The organism is Bacillus sp. FSL M8-0025 (genome assembly GCF_037975475.1).
In the GTDB taxonomy this organism is placed as follows: Bacteria; Bacillota; Bacilli; order Bacillales; family Bacillaceae; genus Bacillus; species Bacillus subtilis.
Map to the genome: position 1 here is coordinate 3,059,531 of NZ_CP150258.1, position 23,350 is coordinate 3,082,880.

General features: G+C 43.9%; 27 protein-coding genes and 1 pseudogene. 10 read left to right on the forward strand and 18 right to left on the reverse strand.

Annotated elements, in window-relative coordinates; genetic code table 11:
* Positions 1 to 156 precede the first annotated feature (156 nt).
* On the forward strand, positions 157 to 894 hold the full coding sequence (locus MKX38_RS15890) for a protein-glutamine gamma-glutamyltransferase (protein ID WP_003228904.1): 738 nt from the start codon (positions 157 to 159) through the stop codon (positions 892 to 894).
* Positions 895 to 907: 13 nt separating this feature from the next.
* Here MKX38_RS15890 and MKX38_RS15895 read toward each other — a convergent pair whose 3' ends face one another.
* The 7 genes and pseudogenes from MKX38_RS15895 to MKX38_RS15925 all read right to left on the reverse strand — a co-directional run bounded on the left by MKX38_RS15895 (position 908) and on the right by MKX38_RS15925 (position 6,042).
* Positions 908 to 1,162, reverse strand: a complete 255-nt coding sequence (locus MKX38_RS15895) for a hypothetical protein (RefSeq protein ID WP_015714605.1) — start codon at positions 1,160 to 1,162, stop codon at positions 908 to 910.
* Between the two features lie 257 nt (positions 1,163 to 1,419).
* Positions 1,420 to 1,818, reverse strand: a complete 399-nt coding sequence (locus MKX38_RS15900) for a secondary thiamine-phosphate synthase enzyme YjbQ (protein ID WP_003243483.1) — start codon at positions 1,816 to 1,818, stop codon at positions 1,420 to 1,422.
* A pseudogene (locus MKX38_RS15905) lies at positions 1,778 to 1,912 on the reverse strand (hypothetical protein). Before MKX38_RS15905 ends, MKX38_RS15900 begins: the two are co-directional and overlap by 41 nt.
* A 25-nt stretch (positions 1,913 to 1,937) precedes the next feature.
* Positions 1,938 to 3,602: an alpha-glucosidase gene (locus tag MKX38_RS15910; RefSeq protein WP_339187689.1), complete on the reverse strand. Its 1,665-nt coding sequence runs from the start codon at positions 3,600 to 3,602 to the stop codon at positions 1,938 to 1,940.
* Positions 3,603 to 3,726: 124 nt separating this feature from the next.
* Positions 3,727 to 5,016, reverse strand: a complete 1,290-nt coding sequence (locus tag MKX38_RS15915; RefSeq protein ID WP_339187691.1) for a hemolysin family protein — start codon at positions 5,014 to 5,016, stop codon at positions 3,727 to 3,729.
* A gap of 43 nt (positions 5,017 to 5,059) precedes the next feature.
* A complete protein-coding gene (locus MKX38_RS15920; RefSeq protein ID WP_003228889.1) occupies positions 5,060 to 5,737 on the reverse strand; it encodes a zinc metallopeptidase in 678 nt (225 codons plus the stop codon).
* Between the two features lie 41 nt (positions 5,738 to 5,778).
* Positions 5,779 to 6,042: a hypothetical protein gene (locus MKX38_RS15925; RefSeq protein ID WP_085185954.1), complete on the reverse strand. Its 264-nt coding sequence runs from the start codon at positions 6,040 to 6,042 to the stop codon at positions 5,779 to 5,781.
* Between the two features lie 46 nt (positions 6,043 to 6,088).
* Between MKX38_RS15925 and mstX the strand changes: the two genes are divergently transcribed.
* Both mstX and kbfO read left to right on the forward strand, forming a co-directional pair.
* Positions 6,089 to 6,421: a biofilm formation protein MstX gene (mstX, locus tag MKX38_RS15930; RefSeq protein ID WP_021480479.1), complete on the forward strand. Its 333-nt coding sequence runs from the start codon at positions 6,089 to 6,091 to the stop codon at positions 6,419 to 6,421.
* On the forward strand, positions 6,418 to 7,404 hold the full coding sequence (kbfO, locus tag MKX38_RS15935) for a potassium channel protein KbfO (RefSeq protein WP_029318503.1): 987 nt from the start codon (positions 6,418 to 6,420) through the stop codon (positions 7,402 to 7,404). The genes mstX and kbfO overlap by 4 nt, the downstream gene beginning before the upstream one ends.
* Here the strand turns inward: kbfO and MKX38_RS15940 are convergent.
* The 5 genes from MKX38_RS15940 to MKX38_RS15960 all read right to left on the reverse strand — a co-directional run bounded on the left by MKX38_RS15940 (position 7,401) and on the right by MKX38_RS15960 (position 12,196).
* On the reverse strand, positions 7,401 to 7,805 hold the full coding sequence (locus MKX38_RS15940; RefSeq protein WP_003228878.1) for a YugN-like family protein: 405 nt from the start codon (positions 7,803 to 7,805) through the stop codon (positions 7,401 to 7,403). The two genes, kbfO and MKX38_RS15940, sit on opposite strands and share 4 nt — an antisense overlap.
* 59 nt (positions 7,806 to 7,864) lie before the next feature.
* Positions 7,865 to 8,236 carry a hypothetical protein gene (locus tag MKX38_RS15945; protein WP_074794719.1) on the reverse strand — a complete coding sequence of 124 codons (372 nt, stop codon included), beginning with the start codon at positions 8,234 to 8,236 and terminating at the stop codon, positions 7,865 to 7,867.
* Positions 8,237 to 8,294: 58 nt separating this feature from the next.
* The gene (locus tag MKX38_RS15950) at positions 8,295 to 9,647 is read right to left on the reverse strand and encodes a glucose-6-phosphate isomerase (RefSeq protein WP_003243401.1); all 1,353 of its coding nucleotides are present in this window, start codon (positions 9,645 to 9,647) and stop codon (positions 8,295 to 8,297) included.
* 111 nt (positions 9,648 to 9,758) lie between these two features.
* Positions 9,759 to 10,931: an iron-containing alcohol dehydrogenase gene (locus MKX38_RS15955; protein WP_032722419.1), complete on the reverse strand. Its 1,173-nt coding sequence runs from the start codon at positions 10,929 to 10,931 to the stop codon at positions 9,759 to 9,761.
* A 101-nt stretch (positions 10,932 to 11,032) separates the two neighbouring features.
* The gene (locus tag MKX38_RS15960) at positions 11,033 to 12,196 is read right to left on the reverse strand and encodes an iron-containing alcohol dehydrogenase (RefSeq protein WP_003228869.1); all 1,164 of its coding nucleotides are present in this window, start codon (positions 12,194 to 12,196) and stop codon (positions 11,033 to 11,035) included.
* A 229-nt stretch (positions 12,197 to 12,425) separates the two neighbouring features.
* Between MKX38_RS15960 and MKX38_RS15965 the strand changes: the two genes are divergently transcribed.
* The gene (locus tag MKX38_RS15965) at positions 12,426 to 12,662 is read left to right on the forward strand and encodes a DUF378 domain-containing protein (RefSeq protein WP_003220771.1); all 237 of its coding nucleotides are present in this window, start codon (positions 12,426 to 12,428) and stop codon (positions 12,660 to 12,662) included.
* 78 nt (positions 12,663 to 12,740) lie between these two features.
* Here MKX38_RS15965 and yugI read toward each other — a convergent pair whose 3' ends face one another.
* From yugI to MKX38_RS15980, 3 genes are all read right to left on the reverse strand, one after another.
* Positions 12,741 to 13,133, reverse strand: a complete 393-nt coding sequence (gene yugI / locus MKX38_RS15970; protein WP_003228864.1) for a S1 domain-containing post-transcriptional regulator GSP13 — start codon at positions 13,131 to 13,133, stop codon at positions 12,741 to 12,743.
* 202 nt (positions 13,134 to 13,335) lie between these two features.
* Entirely contained in the window at positions 13,336 to 14,496 is a 1,161-nt protein-coding gene (locus MKX38_RS15975) for an aminotransferase (RefSeq protein ID WP_003228862.1), read from the reverse strand.
* Positions 14,497 to 14,997: an Lrp/AsnC family transcriptional regulator gene (locus MKX38_RS15980; RefSeq protein ID WP_009968070.1), complete on the reverse strand. Its 501-nt coding sequence runs from the start codon at positions 14,995 to 14,997 to the stop codon at positions 14,497 to 14,499. It abuts the gene before it with no gap.
* 147 nt (positions 14,998 to 15,144) lie between these two features.
* On the opposite strand from MKX38_RS15980, the gene MKX38_RS15985 reads away from it, so the two are divergent.
* Positions 15,145 to 15,966 (forward strand): alpha/beta hydrolase, encoded by an 822-nt coding sequence (locus MKX38_RS15985; RefSeq protein ID WP_019712492.1) that lies wholly within the window; start codon positions 15,145 to 15,147, stop codon positions 15,964 to 15,966.
* A 25-nt stretch (positions 15,967 to 15,991) separates the two neighbouring features.
* Here MKX38_RS15985 and MKX38_RS15990 read toward each other — a convergent pair whose 3' ends face one another.
* Entirely contained in the window at positions 15,992 to 16,252 is a 261-nt protein-coding gene (locus MKX38_RS15990; RefSeq protein ID WP_032722422.1) for a YugE family protein, read from the reverse strand.
* An 86-nt stretch (positions 16,253 to 16,338) separates the two neighbouring features.
* Between MKX38_RS15990 and patB the strand changes: the two genes are divergently transcribed.
* The 3 genes from patB (at position 16,339) to kapB (ending at position 19,347) form a co-directional block, all read left to right on the forward strand.
* Positions 16,339 to 17,502, forward strand: a complete 1,164-nt coding sequence (patB, locus tag MKX38_RS15995; RefSeq protein ID WP_029725858.1) for a cystathionine beta-lyase PatB — start codon at positions 16,339 to 16,341, stop codon at positions 17,500 to 17,502.
* Positions 17,503 to 17,628: 126 nt separating this feature from the next.
* Positions 17,629 to 18,915: a sporulation sensor histidine kinase KinB gene (gene kinB / locus MKX38_RS16000; RefSeq protein ID WP_003228853.1), complete on the forward strand. Its 1,287-nt coding sequence runs from the start codon at positions 17,629 to 17,631 to the stop codon at positions 18,913 to 18,915.
* A gap of 45 nt (positions 18,916 to 18,960) precedes the next feature.
* Positions 18,961 to 19,347 carry a kinase-associated lipoprotein KapB gene (gene kapB, locus MKX38_RS16005; RefSeq protein WP_187956691.1) on the forward strand — a complete coding sequence of 129 codons (387 nt, stop codon included), beginning with the start codon at positions 18,961 to 18,963 and terminating at the stop codon, positions 19,345 to 19,347.
* 26 nt (positions 19,348 to 19,373) lie between these two features.
* Here the strand turns inward: kapB and kapD are convergent, their stop codons facing one another.
* Both kapD and MKX38_RS16015 read right to left on the reverse strand, forming a co-directional pair.
* The gene (gene kapD / locus MKX38_RS16010; RefSeq protein ID WP_003228846.1) at positions 19,374 to 19,991 is read right to left on the reverse strand and encodes a 3'-5' exonuclease KapD; all 618 of its coding nucleotides are present in this window, start codon (positions 19,989 to 19,991) and stop codon (positions 19,374 to 19,376) included.
* Between the two features lie 75 nt (positions 19,992 to 20,066).
* Entirely contained in the window at positions 20,067 to 20,270 is a 204-nt protein-coding gene (locus MKX38_RS16015) for a hypothetical protein (protein WP_003243502.1), read from the reverse strand.
* On the opposite strand from MKX38_RS16015, the gene MKX38_RS16020 reads away from it, so the two are divergent.
* Positions 20,203 to 21,381 (forward strand): multidrug efflux MFS transporter, encoded by a 1,179-nt coding sequence (locus MKX38_RS16020; protein ID WP_015251341.1) that lies wholly within the window; start codon positions 20,203 to 20,205, stop codon positions 21,379 to 21,381. The genes MKX38_RS16015 and MKX38_RS16020 overlap by 68 nt on opposite strands.
* Before the next feature lie 92 nt (positions 21,382 to 21,473).
* Positions 21,474 to 23,348 carry a transglycosylase domain-containing protein gene (locus MKX38_RS16025; protein ID WP_072175137.1) on the forward strand — a complete coding sequence of 625 codons (1,875 nt, stop codon included), beginning with the start codon at positions 21,474 to 21,476 and terminating at the stop codon, positions 23,346 to 23,348.
* Positions 23,349 to 23,350 lie beyond the last annotated feature (2 nt).

Genomic DNA, 23,350 nt, shown 5'->3' on the forward strand with positions numbered 1-23,350 from the left:
TCACTTGCTCCTTCAGGTTTGATACAGTATATATCGGCTGCTTAAAAAAGTTTTAAAATAAAAAATGGAAGAAGTTCTTTTTGGCAGTCTTCTGCCTTTTTAGCTTTCATTGCCCAAGCTCTTTGCATATCTTATAAAAAACAAGGGGGGCTAAACATGATTATTGTATCAGGACAATTGCTCCGTCCCCAGGATATTGAAAATTGGCAGATTGATCAAAATCTGAACCCGCTGTTAAAAGAGATGATTGAGACGCCTGTTCAGTTTGATTATCATTCAATTGCTGAACTGATGTTTGAGCTTAAACTGCGGATGAATATTGTAGCAGCGGCAAAGACGCTGCACAAAAGCGGGGCGAAGTTTGCCACTTTTTTAAAAACATACGGGAATACAACGTATTGGAGGGTTTCACCGGAGGGCGCCTTGGAGCTGAAATACAGAATGCCGCCTTCAAAAGCGATTCGGGACATTGCAGAGAACGGCCCGTTTTATGCGTTTGAATGCGCAACCGCAATCGTTATCATTTATTACTTGGCCTTAATCGATACAATCGGAGAAGATAAATTCAATGCCAGCTTTGACAGAATTATTTTATATGACTGGCATTATGAGAAATTGCCGATCTATACGGAAACAGGACACCACTTTTTCCTTGGAGATTGTTTGTATTTTAAGAATCCTGAATTTGATCCGCAAAAAGCACAATGGAGAGGCGAAAATGTGATTTTACTGGGGGAAGATAAATATTTTGCCCATGGTCTTGGAATCTTAAACGGAAAGCAAATTATAGATAAGCTGAATTCTTTTAGGAAAAAAGGAGCCTTACAGTCAGCCTACCTTCTGTCTCAGGCGACCAGACTGGATGTTCCGTCTCTTTTCCGCATCGTCCGCTAAAAAGCCCCATCGCCTATTTTCCGGACGATGGGGTTTCAAATGCCTTTCGTTTTCGATAGAAGGGGGCTGTGCCGAAATATTGGTTCGCAGCCCACTCCATTTTTTCAAGGTCATTTCTTGTCACGATTGGATCCAGGCTGCTCCATTTGATAAAGCGGACAAAATAGTAGCCTTTGATAGGAACCATTGTAACTTTTGAGTGAGGCCAGCCTTCAAATACAAACTCAATTTTCCCTCTTTTTTTATAAGAGTATTGAAGAATGTTCATATCTGTCACCTCAGTTTATCAAGTTACGTTCGGCAAAGCTCGGTACGTTCACATCCATTGATTGACTATCCCTCATGCAGGCTTTCCTGAAAACAAAGGATGAGGCGCGTGTCTCTTTCCCGCGCTTTTTATTTCGCATATGGACGAATGCCAAGCGCGCCTTCATTCGATAAAGCCGCAGCGTGGGCGGGTGTGACAGGCCCTCCGGCTATCGGCGCTTGTTCAGCGATCATGCTTTTGTCATAAAAAACAGCCTATTATCCCATCATTTTGATATAGCATGTCCGGGTGCGAGGGCCGTCAAATTCGCAGAAATAAATGCCCTGCCACGTTCCAAGAATGAGCCGGCCGTTTTCCACAATGACATGCTGTGAAGCTCCGACTGTACTCGACTTCATGTGTGCAGCTGTATTGCCCTCCATATGGCGGTCCAGCTCATGTTCCCACGGATATACCTCATCAAACCTTCTGAGCATATCTTTTTTGACGTCCGGATCGGCATTTTCATTAATTGTAATGCCCGCAGTCGTATGCGGACAGTAAATCAGCGCTGCGCCGCTCGTTATACCTGTTTCTTGAAGAAACGCTTCCACCTCCCGGGTGATATCAATCATTTCATCTCGTTTGGTTGTTTTGATTTGCAGTGTTTTCAGCATTTGTTTCTCCTTTCGTTTGTCCGCTCTCATCGCTTAATTCGTTCTGTGTTCTTTTTTTTCCTGTTAAACCGCTCTCATAAACCCGTTAAAACAAAAAAACTCCAGTCTAAGGCTGGAGTTTAGCACCATAGATATATTCTTGCTTCATACGGCTTTAAGAGTACTGATGTCATATGCTTGTGCGGCTCTGTTTCAATATTTGACAAGACGAGTGCATCTGATGACAATGGCAATCCAGAGTGCCTGAACAACGCCGGTGTTCCTGTCAGATTGGCCGCAATCAGTGCAGTATGGCTCTCGTTTTTCCGAAGATATGCAAAGATTTGCTGATCTTCCGGTAAAATGAGCTCGTATGTCCCGTTAATAAAAACATCATATGTTTGGCGCAGCTTGATCAAGCTTTTGTAAAAATGGTAAACGGATGTTTTATCGTTTTTTTGCGCCTCGGCATTCAGCCATTTGTAATTCTCATTGATTCCGATCCACGGTTTGGCCTCAGAAAATCCGGCGTATGGACCAGCACTCCATTGCATCGGCGTTCGCGAATTGTCTCTTCCCTTTTTCCAGACAATCTTCATCACATCCTCGTGTGATGTGCCTTTCGCTGTTTTTGTTTCATACAGGCGTTTCATTGCGACATCATCATAGTCCTCAATAGAGGGAAAAGCCACGTTCGTCATCCCGAGTTCCTGTCCCTGATAAATAAACGGTGTGCCTTTCATGAGAAAATAAACAGCGGAAAGCGCTTTTGCACTTTCTTTCAGGTACACTCCGTCGTCTCCCCACACAGAAACTGAACGGGGCTGGTCGTGATTCTCCATAAACAAAGCATTCCAGCCGATCCCTTCCAGACTGTCCTGCCAGTCAGTTAAAATTCGTTTAAATGCAACGATATCAATACTTTCATTGATCTCTACATCCCACAGGCCGAGATGCTCAAATTGAAAAATCATGCTGAATATGCCGTTTTTTTCTCCAGCCCAATCAGCTGCTTCTTTTGCAGCGACGCCGTTTGCTTCACCAACTGTCATAATCGGATAGCGGGAAAATGTGTTTTCCTTCAGATCTGTTAAAAAATCCATAATACCGTCAGCATTCATATGATAAGGAAAGGAAGGGACATAGTCCAGCCCCTTTGGATTCGGCATGTCGGGAAACCCTTCTTTTTTCTTAATATGCGTAATGGCATCCACCCGAAATCCGTCAATTCCTTTATCAAGCCACCAATTGATCATGTCATAAACAGCATTCCTCACCTTTTCATTTTCCCAATTCAAATCAGGCTGTTTTTTATCAAAAAGGTGCAGATAATACTGGCTTGTCTTTTGATCATACTCCCAAGCCGGCCCGCCGAAAATGCTTTCCCAATTGTTGGGCGTTTTTCCGTTTTTGCCGTCTTTCCAAATATACCAGTCGCGCTTTTCCGAGTGTATGGATGAACGGGATTCTATGAACCATGGATGTTCGTCGCTTGTGTGGTTCACAACGAGATCCATAATCAGCTTCATATCCAGATCATGAATGTCACCAAGCAGCTCGTCAAAGTCTTCCATCGTGCCAAACTCGCTTAATATGTTTTGATAATCCCGGATATCATAGCCATTATCGGCATTCGGTGAATCATACAGCGGGCAAATCCATATGACGTCAGCGCCCAGCTCTTTTATGTAAGAAAGCTTGGATCTGATTCCTTGAATATCCCCGATTCCATCGCCATTTGAATCTTTAAAACTGCGGGGGTAAATTTGATAAACAACGGCTTCCTTCCACCAAGCCTTTTTCATACAGCCACTCCTTCCCAGTGTCCATCTTATATATCCTATGTAGAAAAAAGGCTTTACAGCATTGCTTTTTAAGAAATGACTTGATGACACAAAAAACAGCCGTTCGTTCCCCGGCTGTTTTTTATTAAAAATTAGTTTTTTTAATTTCTACAAAACGGATGTGATGATCTTCGGCGTCGAGGATTTTAAATTCACAGCCCTCCGCGTGTATCACATCTCCTGCTTTCAGCTCCATTTTTTGCGTTAGAAGCCAGCCTGCAATCGTATCAATTTCTTCATTTTCAATCGCAATGTCGAGAAGGTCATTCACTTCGTCTATTAGCGCTTTTCCATCCATCACATAATGGTGCTCGCCCTTTTTCAGGATGTGCGGTGTTTCATCCTGATCATACTCATCGCGGATTTCCCCGACGATTTCCTCTATAATATCCTCTACAGTGACAAGCCCCGCCGTTCCCCCGTATTCATCGACGAGAATCGCCATGTGAATCCGCTCCTTCTGCATGCGGATTAAAAGCTGTTGAACAGGAATGCTTTCAATGACTCTGATAACGGGCCTCATGATTTGCTCCAGCTTTATCGGCTGGCCGAGAAAATAAGCTTTAAACATATCTTTGCTGTTGATGATCCCTAAAATATGATCCTTGTCATCTTTGATGACAGGGTAGCGTGTATACCGTTCATTAATGATGTGATGAATTGCCTCTTCAAGCGACTGCTCCAGAGAGATAACCGCAATTTCTGTCCGCGGAATCATAATCTCTCTCGCTACCCGGTTGTCAAATTCAAAAATCTTATTTACATAACGGAATTCAGACTGATTAATTTCTCCCTTTTCATAGCTTTCTGAAAGGATCAGTCTTAGTTCCTCCTCGCTGATGACAACCTGATGCTCCTTTACTGAATGAAAGCCAAACAATTTCACAAGAAAACTTGCAGAGCCGTTTAATGCTTTAATAAACGGGTACGTGATTTTATAAAACCAGATCAGCGGCTTTGCAATCCATAAGCTTACAGCTTCAGCTTTTTGAATAGAAACCGTTTTCGGAGCAAGCTCCCCCATCACCACATGCAAAAAAGTGACGATGATAAATGCAACTACAAATGTGACAATGTGGTTAAACGGTTCCGGCATGCCTGTCATTGTAAATAAGGGATGAAGAAAACGTTCAAATGTAGGTTCACCAAGCCATCCAAGGCCGAGGGCAGTAATCGTAATCCCGAGCTGGCAGGCTGATAAATACTCGTCAAGATTGGAGATGATTTTATGTGCGGCTAGCGCTCGGCTGTCACCGCTTTCGATGAGCTGATTGATTTTTGAACCTCTGATTTTGACGATCGCAAATTCCGCTGCAACGAAAACAGCCGTAATGCCAATCAAAACAAAAATGGCGATCAATTGTAAAATAAGCAAAAAAAGCCCTTACCATAAATGGTAAGGGGCCACCTCCTTAACGTTAATTCTCATCACGACCGTTTAAGAAAATCATCACAAAACGAAGTAGTTCAAACAGGGAAACCAGGGCGGCGGCCACATACGTTAAGGCAGCAGCGCTCAGCACTTTATTTACCCCATTTTCTTCATTGTTTCGGATGAATCCTTCTGACACAATAATCTGCTTGGCGCGTGAACTTGCATTGAATTCGACAGGCAATGTAATCAGCTGGAAAAAGACTGCCGCTGAAAACAGTATGATGCCAAGCCCGATCAAATTCAGGCTGCCGAGAAGCATGCCTCCTAAGAAAAGCAAAGGAGCTACACCGGATGCAAAATTCACGACTGGGAAGATTTTATGTCTCAGCACAAGCGCACCATATGACTCCTGATGCTGCAAGGCATGTCCGACTTCATGGGAAGCTACGGATATGGCGGAAATTGAGCGGCCGTAATAGACCGGCTCAGATAAACGCACCACCCGTCTTGTCGGGTCGTAATGGTCTGTTAAAGTGCCTCTTACCGGTTCGACCGGCACGTCGTAAAGACCGTTTATATCTAAAATCCGTCTTGCCGTTTCTGCCCCTGTACGTCCGCTTGAGGCTTCCACTTTTGAATATTTTTCAAAGTTGCTCTTTACTTTAAATTGTGCCCAAAACGACAATCCCAATGCGGCTATTGTTAAAAATATAAACAGCATTTTTTCATCATCCTTTTTCCATGATCATTTCTCTATTACGATTATTTTAATGAGTTTTCTTTCCCGTGTACAGAAATGCGCTTTTTCTTCCGGCTTGGAGCACAGAATCCAATCAGCAAAAAGAACAGGCCTGCTGAAAACAAATAAAAGGCGAAACCGCCGGCCAGTTCTTTCAGAAAATAAAACCAGGAGAAGCTGCCGGAAAAGTGATTATATGAATTCAAATCGAAAATAAACAAAATCACCGCGGATGCCGCCAGCTGTGTACCGATCAAAACCACGATCGTTCTTTGAAAGATCGTCATCTTTTTCATCCTTTTTGTTTTAGTTTATGGAGAAATCCGGTTTTATATGTTTTGTACATTTTTTGAAAAACATCACCGGAAGTGGGACATACTGTTAGAAAAAAGCACGGGTGTGATGGAAGCTATGAAAGTGACGAGTGAGGAAAAGGAACAGCTGAGCACAGCAATCGACCGAATGAATGAAGGACTGGACGCGTTTATCCAGCTGTATAATGAATCGGAAATTGATGAACCGCTTATTCAGCTTGATGATGATACAGCCGAGTTAATGAAGCAGGCCCGAGATAAGTACGGCCAGGAAAAGCTAAATGAGAAATTAAATACAATTATTAAACAGATTTTATCCATCTCAGTATCTGAAGAAGGAGAAAAAGAATGAAATCAAATCGGATATTTATTTCATGGCTCAGGTGGCCGTTATTTATCCGAATCGGGGTTATTATTTTATGTCTGATTCTTTTGTTCGGCCAAATCATTTATATTCTTGAGCCTAAGCAGTTCACTTCGGTATTCGAAGGCATTTGGTGGGCTGTCGTTACAGTTTCGACAGTCGGTTATGGAGACTATGTGCCGCACACGCCGCTGGGACAGGCAGCCGGAATACTGCTGATTTTGAGCGGAGCAAGCTTTGTCACAGCATATTTCGCTACGTTATCAGCGGCCGCATTCAGCAGACAGCATCGCTACATCGAAGGAAAAGTTGCTTACAAAGGCCGGGACCACATCATTCTGATCGGGTGGAATGAAAAAACAAACCGGCTTTTGAAGGACCTTCAGCTTGCCGCCCCTTCCAAAACAGTCGTACTAATCGATGAATCCTTAACAGAAGGCCCGCTTATTGAAAACGTTCATTTCATACGCGGGCACGCTGCCGATGATGGGACACTGAAACGGGCCAATATTACTGAAGCGGAATCAGTGATGATTACTGCCGATCAGTATAAAAGTGAAACTGATGCTGATATGCTGTCAGTGCTGACTCTTTTATCTGTTAAAGGGCTTAATCCCCTTGCTTACTGCATCGTCGAGATTTTGACTGACCGTTTTGTCACAAATGCAGAGCGGGCAGGCGCAAACCAAATCATCGGAACTTCAGAATTTATCAGCCGGGCGATGCTGCAGCATTACCAAGTCAAGTTACGGCCGCCTAAACAGCAGAACGGAATCAAGCTGACACTTGATCAGCATGTGGAGCTTCTTGCTGTTCCTGACGAACTAAAGGGAGCGGCTTACAAAACCTGTGTTCTCTATTTCCTTGATCACAACACAACAATTATAGGCGTACAAAAAAAGGAGGGGCCGATGCTTTCCCCTCCTCTTACATACAAGGTGCTCGAAACAGATCAATTCCTTGCCATCTAGTGTAACAGAACATCCTCCAATTCTTTCACGAGAGAGGCGCCGATATCCAAAAATGCCGGATCAATTTCCGCGTCCCGCCTTTCCGGTTCGGAAAATTGATTAAACAGTGATTGGAAAGGCCCTCCCTCGGCGTGATCGTCAACATCCGCCTGAAACACCTGTCTCAGCATAAATGGCGTTCCGATCCGGACGGCCGCCCCTCGTTCATCGAGACTGCCCTGTACCGCATTGACGGGAATTCTTAAAAATAAATAGCCGTCTCTATCATCAATTTTATAATCAAAGTAGCCATGATCGTATTCCCAGCCGCCGTTTATCACATAACCGAGCGGCTTCATCACTTGTTCCAGTTCTTGAAGCAGAAAAGACTGCCCATCTATCGCGGAAGGTATTGGTATCATCAGAATGCCCCTTTTTTCACTTATCCTGTCCTGCCGAACAAGACTTCATTCAGAGGCGCCTACATGGAAATCGTTGTTTCTTTCGCGCGGCCAACAGAAAAGAAAGCGCATTCAATTAAGAAGTAAACAGTCATTGCCGCTGCAAGCCATACAGCTGAATCCCAAGACACATAAACAACCGTTGCATAGAGTCCTAATTTAGTGAAAAGAGTATGGGTTCGTTTTAAATGCAAAATCCGATGTACCGCATCGGTAAAAAGGGCAAGCGGCAAACCAATGAGAAGAAAGGCGTGGATGAAAAAATGTGACAGCGTGCCGCCAAAGCTTGAAGAAAACTCTGTATACACGGCATCAAAGGAGATAAGGAAACTTAAAATAGCTGCAGAAAAACCGGCAATGATGAGATGTTTAACCAATTGTTTCATGAACATCAGCACCTTTCTGATTTTATAAAAAGCCGACCGGCAAATGCCAGTCAGCTTTCTCACATTAATCTTCCAGACGTTTTTCAAGCTCTGCTTTTTTCTCTTCAAAGCCAGGTTTGCCGAGTAACGCAAACATATTGACTTTATACGCTTCTACACCAGGCTGGTCAAACGGATTGACGCCAAGGAGGTAACCGCTCATCGCGCAGGCTTTTTCGAAGAAATATACAAGGTATCCAAAAGTATATGCATTCAGCTCAGGAATGTTAACGATTAAGTTCGGAACATTTCCGTCTGTATGGGCAAGCATTGTACCTTGGAATGCTTTTTTGTTAACGAAATCAACAGTTTTACCGGCTAAATAGTTCAAGCCGTCAAGATCGTTATCCGCTTCCTCAATTGTCAGTTCATGTTTAGGTTTCTCTACGTTCAGGACCGTTTCGAATAAATCTCTGCGGCCTTCTTGTACATACTGGCCTAAAGAATGAAGGTCTGTTGAATAGTTCGCTGAAGAAGGATAAATGCCCTTCTCATCTTTCCCTTCGCTTTCTCCGAACAGCTGCTTCCACCATTCCGCAAAGTATTGAAGCGCCGGTTCGTAGTTGATGAGCATTTCAATTGTTTTGCCCTTATTATAAAGGACATTGCGAACAACCGCATATTGGTATGCTGGGTTATCTTCCAGTTCAGATGTTGCAAAATCTTTGCTCGCATCCAGGGCGCCTTTCATCATGTCATCAATGTTGACGCCGCTGACAGCAATCGGCAAGAGACCTACAGCTGTTAAAACTGAATAACGGCCGCCGACATCGTCAGGAATAACAAATGATTCGAAGCCTTCTTCGTTAGAAAGCGTTTTTAATGCGCCGCGCTCTTTATCAGTTGTTGCATAAATCCGCGCTTTCGCTTCTTCTTTACCGTATTTCTCTTCAAGAAGCTTGCGGAAAATACGGAAAGCGATTGCAGGTTCAGTTGTCGTACCTGATTTAGAAATCACATTAATAGAGAAGTCAACATCTTCAAGAAGATCCATGACGTCTCTCATATAAGATGAACTGATGTTGTTCCCGATAAAAATGACTTGCGGATTGCCGCGTTTTGCTTTTGGCAAAGTGTTATAAAACGCGTGATTCAGCGCTTCAATCGCTGCCCGCGCTCCTAGATAAGAACCGCCAATGCCGACAACAAGCAAGACATCAGAGTCAGATTTGATTTTTTCCGCGCTTTTTTTGATGCGCGCGAATTCTTCTTTATCATAATGTTCAGGGAGGTCCACCCAGCCTAGAAAATCGCTGCCCGCGCCTGTTTTTTCATGGATATTATGGTGTGCTGTTTTTACAAAGTCCCGCAGATATGTAAGTTCATGTTCGTTGAAGAAAGTCAACGCTTTTGAGTAGTCAAAGCGTACATGCGTCATTGCTTGTCCCTCCATAACGGTATAATGTTTTCATCTTTCACTTTATATGAACTTATCTGTGAAATCAAGTCAAGAAGAAAGGGCGGAATGACTGGATTCCGCCCTTTGAGTTTATAGAGACGCGCGAAGGATGGCAAGCACGTCATCTTTGTTCAGTTTTTGGAAGTTGCCGAAGCCGCCGTGTTCCATTTCCTTGGCTGCGATATCAGCAATCAGCTCAAGCTTTTCTTCTCCAATATTGTAATCAGCAAGACGAGAAGGTGCACCGAGGCTTGTCCAGAACGCAGACAGTTTATCGATTCCTTCAAGCGCAATTTCTTTATCTGTTTTGCCTTCAGTATCAATGTCAAACATGTTGAGCATAAGGTTTTTAAAACGGCCTACATTTGTATCAAGCGTGTATCTCATCCAGTTTGGGAACAGTATCGCCAAACCGCCCGCGTGCGGAATATCATATACAGCTGAAACAGCGTGTTCCATTGTATGAGAAGCCCAGTCACCAAAGTAGCCCATTTGGAGCGTGCCGTTTAAAGCAATAGTACCAGCGTACAAAATCGTTTCACGAAGTTTGTAGTTTTCCAAATCTTCAAGAAGCTTAGGAGCTGTTTCGATGACCGTCTGCAAAACAGCAAAGCACATTCTATCCTGAAGCGGCGTGTTTTCAACATTATGGAAATATTGTTCGAATACGTGGCTCATCATGTCAACCATGCCGTATACTGTTTGATTTTCTGGAACGGTGAACGTATTTTCAGGGTCTAAAATAGAGAAACGCGGATGAGTGACATTGCTGCCCCATACAAATTTCTCGTTTGTTTCCCAGTTTGTAATCACGGAATCTGGGTTCATTTCAGACCCTGTTGCAGCAAGAGTTAAAACAGTTCCAAACGGCAGCGCATCCTCCGCTGTTACTTTTTTGCTGAAAATATCCCAAGCGTCGCCATCGTATTTGACGCCAGCTGCGATTGCCTTTGTACAGTCAATCACACTGCCTCCGCCGACAGCAAGCAGAAAATCAATGTCATGCTCTCTGCAAAGTCCTATGCCTTTTTCCACTGTTGCAAGACGCGGGTTCGGCTCTACACCTGACAGCTCATGAACAACAGCGCCCTCTTCTTTTAAAATGCCTGTGACTTGATCATAAAGGCCGTTGCGTTTAATGCTGCCGCCCCCGTAAACAAGCAGTACATTCTTGCCGTATTGTTTGAATTCTTTTCTTAATTGATCAAGCTGACCTTTTCCAAAAATCAGCTTTGTCGGATTATAATAAGTGAAATTTTCCATAGTAAAACCTCCAAATGATGCTGGTAAAAAACAGATTTTCCATTGTAACATAAGTTGACAAAAAGAAAAAGGGAAGCAGCCAAACGGCTATTTCCCCTTTTTTATAGAGATGCTTTCAAAATTGACAGCACGTCTTCTTTGTTGAGTGATTTAAATTGGCCGAATGTACCGTTAGCCATTGCCTTGTCAGCAATTGTGTCAAGCTGCTCATCATTAATATCATAATCAGCAAGACGGTTCGGAGCGCCAAGGCTTGTCCAGAATGCGGACAGCTTATCGATACCTTCAAGGGCAATTTCTTCATCCGTTTTACCTGCTTCTTCAACATCAAACACGCGAACTGCAAGCTGTTTCATGCGGGCAGGGTTTTCAGACAATGTGTGTCTCATCCAGTTCGGGAACAAAATTGCCAGTCCGCCGGCATGCGGAATATCATAAACGGCTGATACTGCATGTTCAATATTATGAGTAGCCCAATCCCCTCTTGCCCCCATAGAAAGCATGCCGTTTAATGCGATTGTTCCTGTGTACAGGATCGTCTCACGCAATTCGTAATTTTCGAGATCATTGATCAGCTTAGGCGCTGTTTCAATGACTGTACGCAAAAGTGATTCACACATGCGGTCCTGATACGGCGTGTTTGATACATGATGGAAGTATTGTTCGAATACGTGGCTCATCATGTCAACCATCCCGTAGATCGTGTGGTTTTTAGGTACGGTGAATGTATTCACCGGATCAAGAATCGAAAATTTAGGGAATACGAGCGGGCTGCCCCAGCCGTATTTTTCTTTTGTTTCCCAGTTTGTAATAACAGATCCCGAGTTCATTTCTGAACCAGTCGCAGCGAGAGTCAATACCGTTCCGAATGGCAAAGCATCTTTTGGCTGATGCTTTTTCGTAACGATATCCCACGCATCACCATCATACTTCGCTCCTGCGGCAATCGCTTTTGTACAGTCGATTACACTTCCGCCTCCGACAGCCAGCAAGAAATCAATGTTTTGTTCTTTACAGATGGCAACACCTTTATTAACAGTCGACACACGAGGATTCGGTTCCACACCTGCTAATTCATGCACGGTCGCTCCGGCTTTATTCAGCTGTTCAATCACTTGATCATACAGGCCGCTGCGTTTAATGCTGCCGCCTCCGTACACAAGCAATACGTTTTTTCCGTAAGGTTTGAGTTCCTCCGGAAGTCTTTCCACTTCGCCGCGCCCGAAAATTAATTTGGTCGGATTCCAGTATGTAAAGTTTTGCATGACATCTCCTCCTTAGATTTTTTATTATGCAGAATGTCCTCACCACATGTAAAGCAATCAGCTCTCACCGATCAGCATACCAGATGGTTTTATTTTGCAAGATGCTGGGAAAGAAGCTGATATAAGCGAGGGCAGGCCAGCTTCCCTCATATGGAGAATGCATGTATAGATTCTCCAATATGTCACAATCTATAACTGTTTTAATAATTCATGGAGGAGGTTGCAAAACATGAGTACCATTCAAAGAATTTGTCTTGTATTAACCATCATTGGCGCCATTAACTGGGGACTGATCGGATTTTTCCAATTTGACTTAGTAGCGGCTATCTTCGGCGGCCAAGGGTCAGCTCTTTCCCGAATCATTTACGGACTTGTCGGAATCGCCGGCTTAATCAACCTCGGTCTGCTATTTAAGCCAAACGAGGAAAGATCACGTGAAGAAGCAGCAAATCCTGAAATGCGATAGGATATCAATCACGCTGAAATAGGATTTTGCATGAAATCAAAAGCACCGAACATTCCTGTCCGGTGCTTTTTTTCATGCTTATTTTTTGATAAGGTCTTTGCGGTTGGACATTTCGATCCACTCTTCAAGCTTATCTTTTAATGTGTTGAAACCTTGTGGTGTAGAAGCTTCTTCGCTTACTTGAGCAGCTTTAGGTTTTCTTGGTTTGCTTTCTTTTTTCTCAGGCGCAGCTTGTGTCGCACGAATTGAAAGGCTGATTTTGCCTTTTTCTTCATCAACAGCAAGTACTTTTACTTGTACTTCGTCGCCAACTGAAAGGTGCTCGTTGATATCTTTTACGAAACCGTGAGTCACTTCAGAAATGTGTACTAAACCTTGAGTTTCTTCATCTAATGCAACAAACGCACCATACGCTTGTAATCCTGTAACTTTACCAGTGTAAACACTGCCCACTTCAAATTTTGCTGCCATTCATAACAACTCCTAAGTTAAATTAAATATCTGTTTATACGCAATTTAAAATTATATCACACATGTCTTATTTCCGCAAAGAAAACTTTTTCATAAAAAAATCAGGTTTATGCACAGCAAAAAGGGGGTAAACTGAAAATACCAAAGGCTTTCTAGTATTCCCCCCTTTTATTGGATGCGAACAAAAGGTTCGTATCTTTTTTTATGTTGTTTTGTGCAGGAAGCGTTTCATTCTGACTAACGCTTCTTGAAGCTGTTCAATCGAGGTTGCGTATGAACAACGGATATATCCCTCACCGCTCGGACCAAACACACTTCCAGGAACAACTGCCACTTTTTCCTGCGTAAGAAGCTCCTCGGCAAACTGTTCTGAACTCATCCCCGTGCTTTTAATTGATGGAAAAGCATAGAAAGCGCCGCCCGGATGATGACAGCTGAGACCGATTTCATTGAGCGATTCTACAAACAGATTCCGTCTTCTTCGATAGCTTTTTTTCATTTTTTCTACGTCTTCCATGCCGTTCTTCAGGCCTTCAAGGGCGGCAAACTGCGCCATTGCGGGCGCACACATCATCGCATATTGATGAATTTTAAGCATGGCATCCCGAAGCAAGGATGGTGCCGCGGCAAAACCGAGCCTCCAGCCCGTCATTGCAAATGCTTTTGAAAAGCCTGAGATGACTACCGTCCGTTCCTTCATTCCCGGTAATGCCGCTATACTTGTAAATTCCTCATCATATGTCAGCTCCGCGTAGATCTCGTCGGCTAAGACGATGACATCATGTTTTTTGGCAAACTCAGCAATCTCATTCAGCTCTTCCTTCGAATAAACCGAACCTGTCGGATTCGATGGTGAGCAGATGAGAATGGCCTTTGTTTTTTCAGTGACTGCCGCTTCAAAATCAGCAGCCGTTGCTTTAAATCCTTTGTCTGCCGTTGTATGAACGTGAACCGGGATACCGCCTGCCAAAGAAACAAGCGCATCATACGCCACAAAACACGGCTCAGGAATGATGACTTCCTCACCTGGATTCACAATGGCGCGGATCGCAATATCCAAAGCCTGACTTGCCCCCACTGTCACAATCAGCTCATTATCTGGCGAGTAGCTAAGATCAAACCTGTTGCTCAAATAACGGCTGATTTCCTCCCGCAATGAGTATAAACCCGCATTGGCCGTGTATGACGTATATCCTTGTTCAAGAGAGAGAATGCTTGCTTCGCGGACATTCCACGCGGTAACAAAATCAGGCTCGCCGACGCCTAAAGAAATGACGCCTTCCATCGTTGCCGCCAAATCAAAGAATTTGCGGATGCCGGATGGTTTTATTTGTTGTACATAGTCTGATAAATACGAAGTCATTTACGGTGACACCACGATTCTTTTGTCGTCGTCTCCTGTTTCAAACACTTTGCCGTCATGCTTGTATTTTTTCAGGATAAAATGGGTTGTCGTAGATACAACTGAATCAAGCGTTGACAGTTTATCCGAAACAAAACGCGCTACGTCAGACATCGAATTGCCGCGAATCACGACAGACAAATCGTATACGCCTGACATCAGGTAAACTGATTCAACCTCTTGGAATCGGTAAATCCGTTCCGCCACTTCATCAAAACCGACGCCCCGCTTCGGCGTTACTTTGACGTCGATCATGGCCGTAACGCCCTCATGTCCGTCTACTTTTCGCCAATCAATCATAGCGGAATAATCGATAATAACCTTTTCTTTCTCCAGTTTGTCAATAATTGTTTTTACTTCATTTACAGGGATGCCCGCCATCTTTGCGATTGTTTCTAAATCGGCGCGGCTGTTTTCGTCTAAAATTTCTAATATTTCTGTTTCTTTTTCTGTCAATTTCATTTGATTCACACCTTTGCAATGTCAAGAAATCTCATGACATTATATCACGTTTTTTGACGAATGCTAAGAAAAAACGAGGAGAAACTTCCGCTAGAATTTACAATTTCAGGGCATAATACAACCATCAAAAAAAGGGAGTGACACAGAATGGAGGCGGTTTCACCAATAAGGCGGTTTATGGTCGATGGAGTCAATGTATACTACGAACATTATCAAAATCCCGGCAGGCAAACGCTGGTCTGCGTACACGGTTTTTTATCATCTGCATTCAGCTTCAGAAAAGTAATTCCTCTCCTTCGGGACAAGTACGACATCATCGCGCTTGATTTGCCTCCTTTCGGCCAATCTGAAAAATCAAGAACGTTTATCTATACCTATCAAAACCTTGCTAAGCTTGTCATTGGGATTTTGGAGCACTTGCAAGTGAAACAGGCTGTGCTTGTCGGGCATTCTATGGGCGGGCAGATATCGCTGTCTGCTGCTCTCCAAAAACCTGAGCTTTTTTCAAAGGTTGTGCTGCTTTGCAGTTCAGGGTATTTAAAACGTTCACACCCGACGATTATTTTCGGGACCCATATCCCGTATTTTCATCTTTACATCAAACGCTGGCTCTCGAAAGAAGGCGTGATGAAAAATTTATTAAATGTGGTGCATGATAAATCGCTGATTGATGAGGAGATGATTGACGGCTATGGCAGACCGTTTCAGGACGAGCAGATTTTCAAAGCCATGACAAGGTTTATCCGCCACAGAGAAGGAGATTTAGAACCCGAGCAATTGAAGAAAATGAACAAGCCTGCTTTATTGATTTGGGGCGAGGAGGATCGAATTGTCCCAATGGAGATCGGTAAACGGCTGCACGCAGATTTGCCTAATTCCGTGCTGTACTCACTTGGCCAGACCGGACATCTGGTGCCTGAAGAACGGCCTGAACTTGTTTCTGAACACATTGCTGATTTTATCAATTAAAAAAACCGGTGCTGAACCGGTTTTTTTAAGGCGTGCAGGAGCTGCTGTTTTTAATGAATAAAAGCTGGCCAGCCACTTCCCGGCAGCTGGCGATCGGCAGCGTTTGTTCAAAAGAAGTTTCAAATATTTGCTGAATGCTTTTCGCCAGCACGTCGGGATCGTCTTCATCATAGACTGCCTGCACGACATCAACAGCCTCCGTTTCGTAAAACTCTTCTCCATATTTAAACGGGTCCCATTTGGCAATGATCTTAATCATTTCCCTGACCGCTTGACTTTCTTCCATATTCATCACCGCTTATAATAAAATTTGCAGTTCTATCTTATCATAGTGAAGCTTAGAAGAATAAACATACATGAGGGGGTAACAGAATGAACTTTGATAAACGAGAAGAACGCCTTGGCACCCAATCGGTCAAATGGGACAAAACAGGCGAATTATTTGGCGTGACAGACGCACTCCCGATGTGGGTGGCGGATATGGATTTTCGCGCGCCAGAAGCGATAACTGAAGCGTTAAAAGAGCGTCTTGACCACGGTATTTTTGGTTATACAACTCCAGATCAAAAAACGAGGGATGCTGTGTGCGGATGGATGCAAAACAGGCACGGCTGGAAGGTGAATCCGGAAAGCATCACATTCAGCCCCGGCGTTGTAACGGCTTTGAGCATGGCGGTACAAGCTTTTACGGAGCCGGGCGATCAAGTAGTTGTTCAGCCTCCAGTTTATACGCCTTTTTACCATATGGTGGAGAAAAACGGCCGGCACATTTTACATAATCCGCTGCTAGAAAAAGACGGCGCATATGCAATGGATTTTGAAGATTTGGAGACGAAGCTTAGTGACCCAAGTGTTACATTGTTTATTTTATGCAATCCTCATAACCCTTCTGGGCGTTCATGGGGCCGGGAAGACTTACTGAAGCTAGGCGAATTGTGCCTTGAGCATGGCGTCACAGTTGTATCGGATGAAATCCATTCTGATTTAATGCTGTACGGACACATACACACGCCGTTCGCTTCGCTCTCTGACGATTTCGCTGATATTTCTGTGACATGTGCTGCTCCAAGCAAAACATTTAATATCGCCGGATTGCAGGCTTCAGCAATCATTATTCCGGATCGCCTGAAGCGCGCCAAGTTTTCCGCAAGCCTTCAGCGCAATGGTTTAGGCGGACTGAACGCGTTTGCCGTCACTGCAATCGAAGCCGCGTATTCAAAAGGGGGACCGTGGCTTGATGGATTGATCTCTTACATTGAGAGAAACATGAACGAAGCGGAAGCCTTTTTGAGCACCGAGCTGCCAAAGGTCAAAATGATGAAGCCGGATGCATCATACTTGATTTGGCTCGACTTCAGCGCTTACGGCTTGTCCGATGCAGAGCTTCAGCAAAGAATGCTAAAAAAAGGAAAAGTTATTTTAGAGCCCGGGACGAAATACGGGCCTGGCGGAGAAGGATTTATGCGCCTGAACGCAGGATGCTCTCTTGCAACCCTGCAGGACGGCCTGCGCCGCATCAAAGCCGCATTATCGTAAATATAGCTGTTAAACGCCTTTACGTCTTCATTTGTAAAGGCGTTCTTAATAAAGGAATTTTATATTTTACTTCTAATAATTAGTGTTATAATAGATTCATATTTTATACGAAAGGATTTCACACGAATGGAAATTCTAAAAGACTATCTTCTGCACATCTGCTTTATTTTGTTTCCTATTCTTCTTTACCAAGTGTTTTGGCTTGGAAAACCTGCGATTCTTGTGCCAAAAATAAACAGCGGTTTGGTCACGCTCTTCGCCTGCGGCGCCTCCGTTTTATGCATTATTTTCCCGATTCATGAAATGGACTACATACAATACGGCCTTCAGATGATTCCCGTTATCATTTGTTTATTTTACATTAGTACCGCTTCCGGACTTACAGTCGCCGCATCTGTCCTATGTTTTGAACTGCTTTTTTACGAACCTTCCGCAATGTTTGTTTTCACTTTGCTGCCTTTTCTTATCATTATCCCAATCTTATTTCAGAAAAAATGGCCATTCATGTCCAAAGCGAAAAAACTGCTGCTGTCTTTATTGATCAGCTGCGTGGAGATTTTCCTATTTTTCGCCTCAAGCTGGATTCTTTCCGCCTTGAATATTTTAAATTTTCAAAAATCAGGAATTTTCGTTTACGAGGCGGCAGTCTCAGGGCTTTTCCGCTCCAGTGTTCTTCTATTAAGCATCTATATTATCGAAAGCATCGCCGAAAATATCGCCCTGCGCTCACAGCTTATCCATTCTGAAAAAATGACGATTGTGAGTGAACTGGCAGCGAGCGTCGCTCATGAGGTCAGGAATCCGCTGACAGTTGTCCGCGGGTTTGTCCAGCTGCTTTTTAATGATGAAACCTTACAAAACAAGTCGAGTGCAGATTACAAAAAGCTTGTACTGTCAGAGCTTGACCGGGCGCAAGGCATTATTACAAACTATCTCGATATGGCCAAACAGCAATTATACGAAAAAGAGGTTTTTGACCTATCTGCCCTTATCAAAGAGACAAGCTCCCTTATGGTGTCGTACGCCAATTACAAGTCAGTAACCGTCGAGGCTGAAACAGAACCGGACCTTTTGATATACGGAGACGCAACAAAGCTGAAGCAGGCTGTCATCAACCTGATGAAAAACAGTATTGAAGCGGTTCCTCACGGTAAGGGGATGATCCACATATCAGCCAAAAGAAACGGCCATACGATCATGATCAACATCACAGACAATGGGGTCGGGATGACAGACCATCAAATGCAAAAACTCGGCGAACCTTATTATTCCTTAAAAACGAACGGAACGGGACTCGGCCTCACCGTAACCTTTTCCATTATTGAACATCATCACGGGACCATTTCATTTAACAGCAGCTTCCAAAAAGGCACTACGGTGACCATTAAGCTTCCCGCTGATCTTCCTCACTAGCAAATCGATTGGAACTTTAATAGAATAAATGCGAGGTGATGACAGATGAGCACGTTTGAGACAGGCTCTATCGTTAAAGGATTTTACAAAACAGGTGTATACATAGGAGAAATCACGGCTTGCAGGCCGCAGCATTATTTAGTGAAAGTGAAAGCGGTTCTTACCCATCCCGCTCAGGGAGACCTTCATCATCCAAAACAGGCGGATGTGCCATTTTTTCATGAGAGAAAAGCGCTCGCACATGGTGAACAGACCAATATCCCCCACCATATGGTGAAGCCTTATGACGGTGAAGTGCCGGATTATACCGAATCTCTGCGAGAGGCGACAGCACAGATGAGAGCCAAATTGAATGAGGATGGTTCGGAGTGGGCAAAGCGCTCCCTTCATAATCTGGACATTTTAGAAAAAGAATATTTTAACCTGCCATAACCCAGTCTGACAAAAGATTGGGTTTTTCACGTCGCGCGCTTCAACAGTTCGGTTAAATCGATTCTTTCGCCGATTGTGGGCGGTTTTGGCTTTTCGAGATACTGCTTATCCTGCTCAACAAGCTTAAAAAGTTTATATGCTGTAAGGGCATCATCAAGCGCTTTATGATGGGTGCCGGTTCCGGAATCTCCATACTCTTCGGCAGCTTTCCATAAACCCGTCAATGTCCGGTCTCCAAAAAAGTTTTTGTATTCAAGCGATAAATCTCTCATTTCTCCCTTAAACGGGAAAGGGATATGGTTAAACATACAGTTTTGCTTCAGCACTTTCATATCCATGTTTCCCCACGTAATAATTGTGCTGTTTTTCTCAGGATCCAGCTCGTTTAGTTTACGGATGAAATCCTCGAATCTCATTCCTTCGTCTACCTGTTTTTGGGTTATTTTTAAAAATGATTTGCATCGTTTCGTAAGCTTCGGGAACTTTTTCGGTCTAACATAGCTAGAAAACGTCTCAACCACTTCATCATCAATCGACTTTACAATTCCGGCTTCAATGATTTCCGGGAAGAAGTTTTGAGGACTGTACTTTCCATCAGGCATTGTAAATTCGAAATCAATAATGAGTAAGCTGTTTGTCGTCACCTTTTTACACCTGCCTTTCCTCCGATCAGAAAATGCTATCTTTATAGTATATCAATTCCCCTTCTCGACATTTCTTCATTTTCTAAAAATAATGAATTTTCCCAGCCGCTTCGTTTCTTTTAAATTGTGAATCGTTTCTTTATAATTAGTAAGGAACCCGAAATAATAAGAAGGTGATGTTATTTCTATCCGTAAGAAAAACTTTGTCATTGTGTGGCTGGCGAACTTTTTTGTCTCCGCTAGCACAACGATGATCGTTCCTTTTCTCTCCTTATACATTGAGACGCTCAGCTCTTTTTCAAACGGCTTTGTGCAAAGGTGGAGCGGCTATGTGTTCGGCATTACATTTCTCATGGCGTTTTTGGTATCCCCGTTTTGGGGACGGTTCGGAGACAAACGCGGATACAAGAAAATCCTTATGGCAACCGGAACAGGCATTGCCCTCAGCATTTTCTTCATGGGCTTTGTTACATCGGTGTACCAATTGTTTTTTCTGCGTATGGCAATGGGTCTTGTAACCGGATTCATCCCGACATCTCTTGCGATGATTTCGGCACAGACTCCGAAGAGCTCAGCTGGCAAAACACTCGGCACGCTGCAAATGGGGCAAGTGTCCGGAAGCTTGTTCGGCCCGCTTTTGGGAGGCATGCTTGCTGATCGTTTCGGCTTTACGTATACCTTTTTTATCACATCCTTTGTGATTTTCTCGTCTGTTCTTCTCGTGTTATTTGGTGTCAAAGAAAAGCCTCTTGCAGAGAAAACAGCCAAACGTACGTCTTACTCGAGAAAAGAAGTGCTCTCCTATATTTTTCACCATCCGGCGCTGTGGGTCATGATGCTGTTAACCATGCTGATTCAAACAGGCAATTTCAGTATCCAGCCCCTGCTCGCTTTATATGTAAATGAGCTGCACGGACCTGTCAATCTTGCCTTTTTCTCCGGCATGGCATTTTCAGCAACGGGGCTCGGAAGTTTGCTGCTGGCTAGAAAATGGGGTGATCTGGGCGACCGCTACGGCCACCGCCGCATTTTAATCGGACTTTTGCTCGCCGCCTCTTTCTTTTTTATTCCGCAGGCGCTCGCGTCCTCACTCAGCGTGCTCCTTGTTTTCAGATTTTTATTCGGAATGGCGATGGGCGGTTTGCTGCCATGCATTACGGCAGCGATCCGCGTTCAGGCTCCCGGCAGCATTCAAGGTGAAGTTCTCGGCTACAATGTCAGCTTTCGCTTTTTAGGAAACGTGCTCGGGCCTCTGCTCGGCGGAATCATATCGAGCCACTTTACCATTTCGGCCACCTTTTACGTCACAGCGTTTCTCTTTTTCGCCGGCGCCTGCATGCTTTGGATCATGCAGAAACTTCGGAAAGATTCTTATGCCAAAGCAAGCTGATTCCGAGAAAAAACTGAGGAATCTTCTAAATTTAACCTTCTCGTAATCTCAAAAGAATGGTACGATATGGCTAGAATTTAGGAGAAAAGAGAGTGACCATGTTACGAAAAATAATCGGATGGATTTTGCTCCTTTGCATAATCCCATTGTTTGCATTTACAGTTATCGCTTCCGGAAAAGAAGTAAAACAAATGAAGTCCCTGGATCAGGTGCTTGATAAAAATATTAATCTGAAAGATATCAGCCTTGTTCAGAACAGCTACATGTATGACAGGGACGGCTCCCTTGTCTCGGAAATCGTCAGCGACCACGAAAACCGTGTGCTCGTTCCATTTAACAAGATTCCCGAGGAAGTCAAACAGATTTTCTTAACATCTGAGGACCGCCATTTTTACGAGCATAAAGGCTTTGACTTTATGGGAATGGTGCGGGCTACTGCTTCTAACGTAAAAGACAAGAAAATTGACCAGGGTGCCAGCACCATCACACAGCAGCTTTCAAGAAACTTATATTTGAGCCACGAACGCTCCTTCAGCCGCAAGCTGACAGAGCTCGCGTATTCCTATCAGCTGGAGAAAAAATATACGAAAAATGAAATTCTTGAAGCTTACTTAAATACCATTTATTTTAACAATGGTGTTTATGGCGTCGGTTCAGCAGCTCAATTCTATTTCAGCAAACCGCTGAAATCTCTCACAGTGGGAGAAATGGCTTTTATCTGTGCTATACCTAATAACCCTACATTATATGATCCTCTCAAGCATTTTGACTACACGAAAAGCCGTCAAGAACGTTTGCTTAAAGGGCTAAAAGATGCCGGGGTCATTACGGACAAAGAGCTGAAAAAAGCCGTAAAACAAAAAATCAAACTGGATGTTGAAAAAAGAGAAGACAAATATCCTGACTACGTTTCCTACGTCAATGATGAATTCACTCAGCTGGTGTCTGAATCAGAAGGCTTTGATAAACGCCTTCAAAAAGCATCAGGAAAACAAAAAGAAAAGATCGAGAACGAGCTGTCCGCAAGAGTCAGCACTCTGATGAAAGACGGCGTGAAAATTTATACTGCACTTGATCCGTACATGCAAAATCAAGTTGTGGCACAAATGAATTCCAAGCTCCCGTATGCGGACGTACAGGGCGGAGCGGCTGTGATTAATCACCAGACGCATCAAATCATCGCTCTATCCGGCGGGAAAAACTATCAAAAATATGACTTTAACCGCGCCTACCAGGCGTACAGGCAGCCGGGGTCTTCCATTAAGCCGCTTCTTGATTACGGCCCTTATATTGAACAGACCGGCGCGACAACAAGCAGCACCATTGATGCCAGCAAGTTTTGCAGCAAAGACTACTGTCCGCAAAACTACAATAACCGCACTTACGGCACAGTGACGCTTGATACGGCGTTTAAAAATTCATATAATACACCGGCTATTAGAATGCTCGACCGCGTCGGCATCCAAAAGGCATTCAGTTATATTGAGCCGTATCATTTTGCCAAACTTGTCGACAGTGACTATCTTCTTCCGGCGGCGCTTGGCGGATTTACAAACGGCATGACGCCTCTTGAGATGACAAAGGCTTATACGACATTCGGAAACAGCGGAAGCTATACGCCGAGCCATGCGATTACAAAGGTGACAGACCTTAAAGGAAAAACGCTTTATAAATGGAATGATAAAGCGACTCAAATATTCAGCGTCCGCACGAACATGCAGCTGAAAAAACTGATGTCTTCCGTGGTGAAAAGCGGAACAGGGAAAAAAGCATATTTCAATGCGCCTTACATCGGCGGTAAAACCGGAACATCAAATGATTATCACGATATGTGGTTTGTCGGCCTGACTGATACGTATACAATGGGTGTCTGGGTCGGAAAGGACACACCGACCAGCGTTGAATATCTTCACAGCATCAGCCCTCAGCTTTCCATCTGGAAAGGAACGCTGCAAGCTGCTTATTAAAG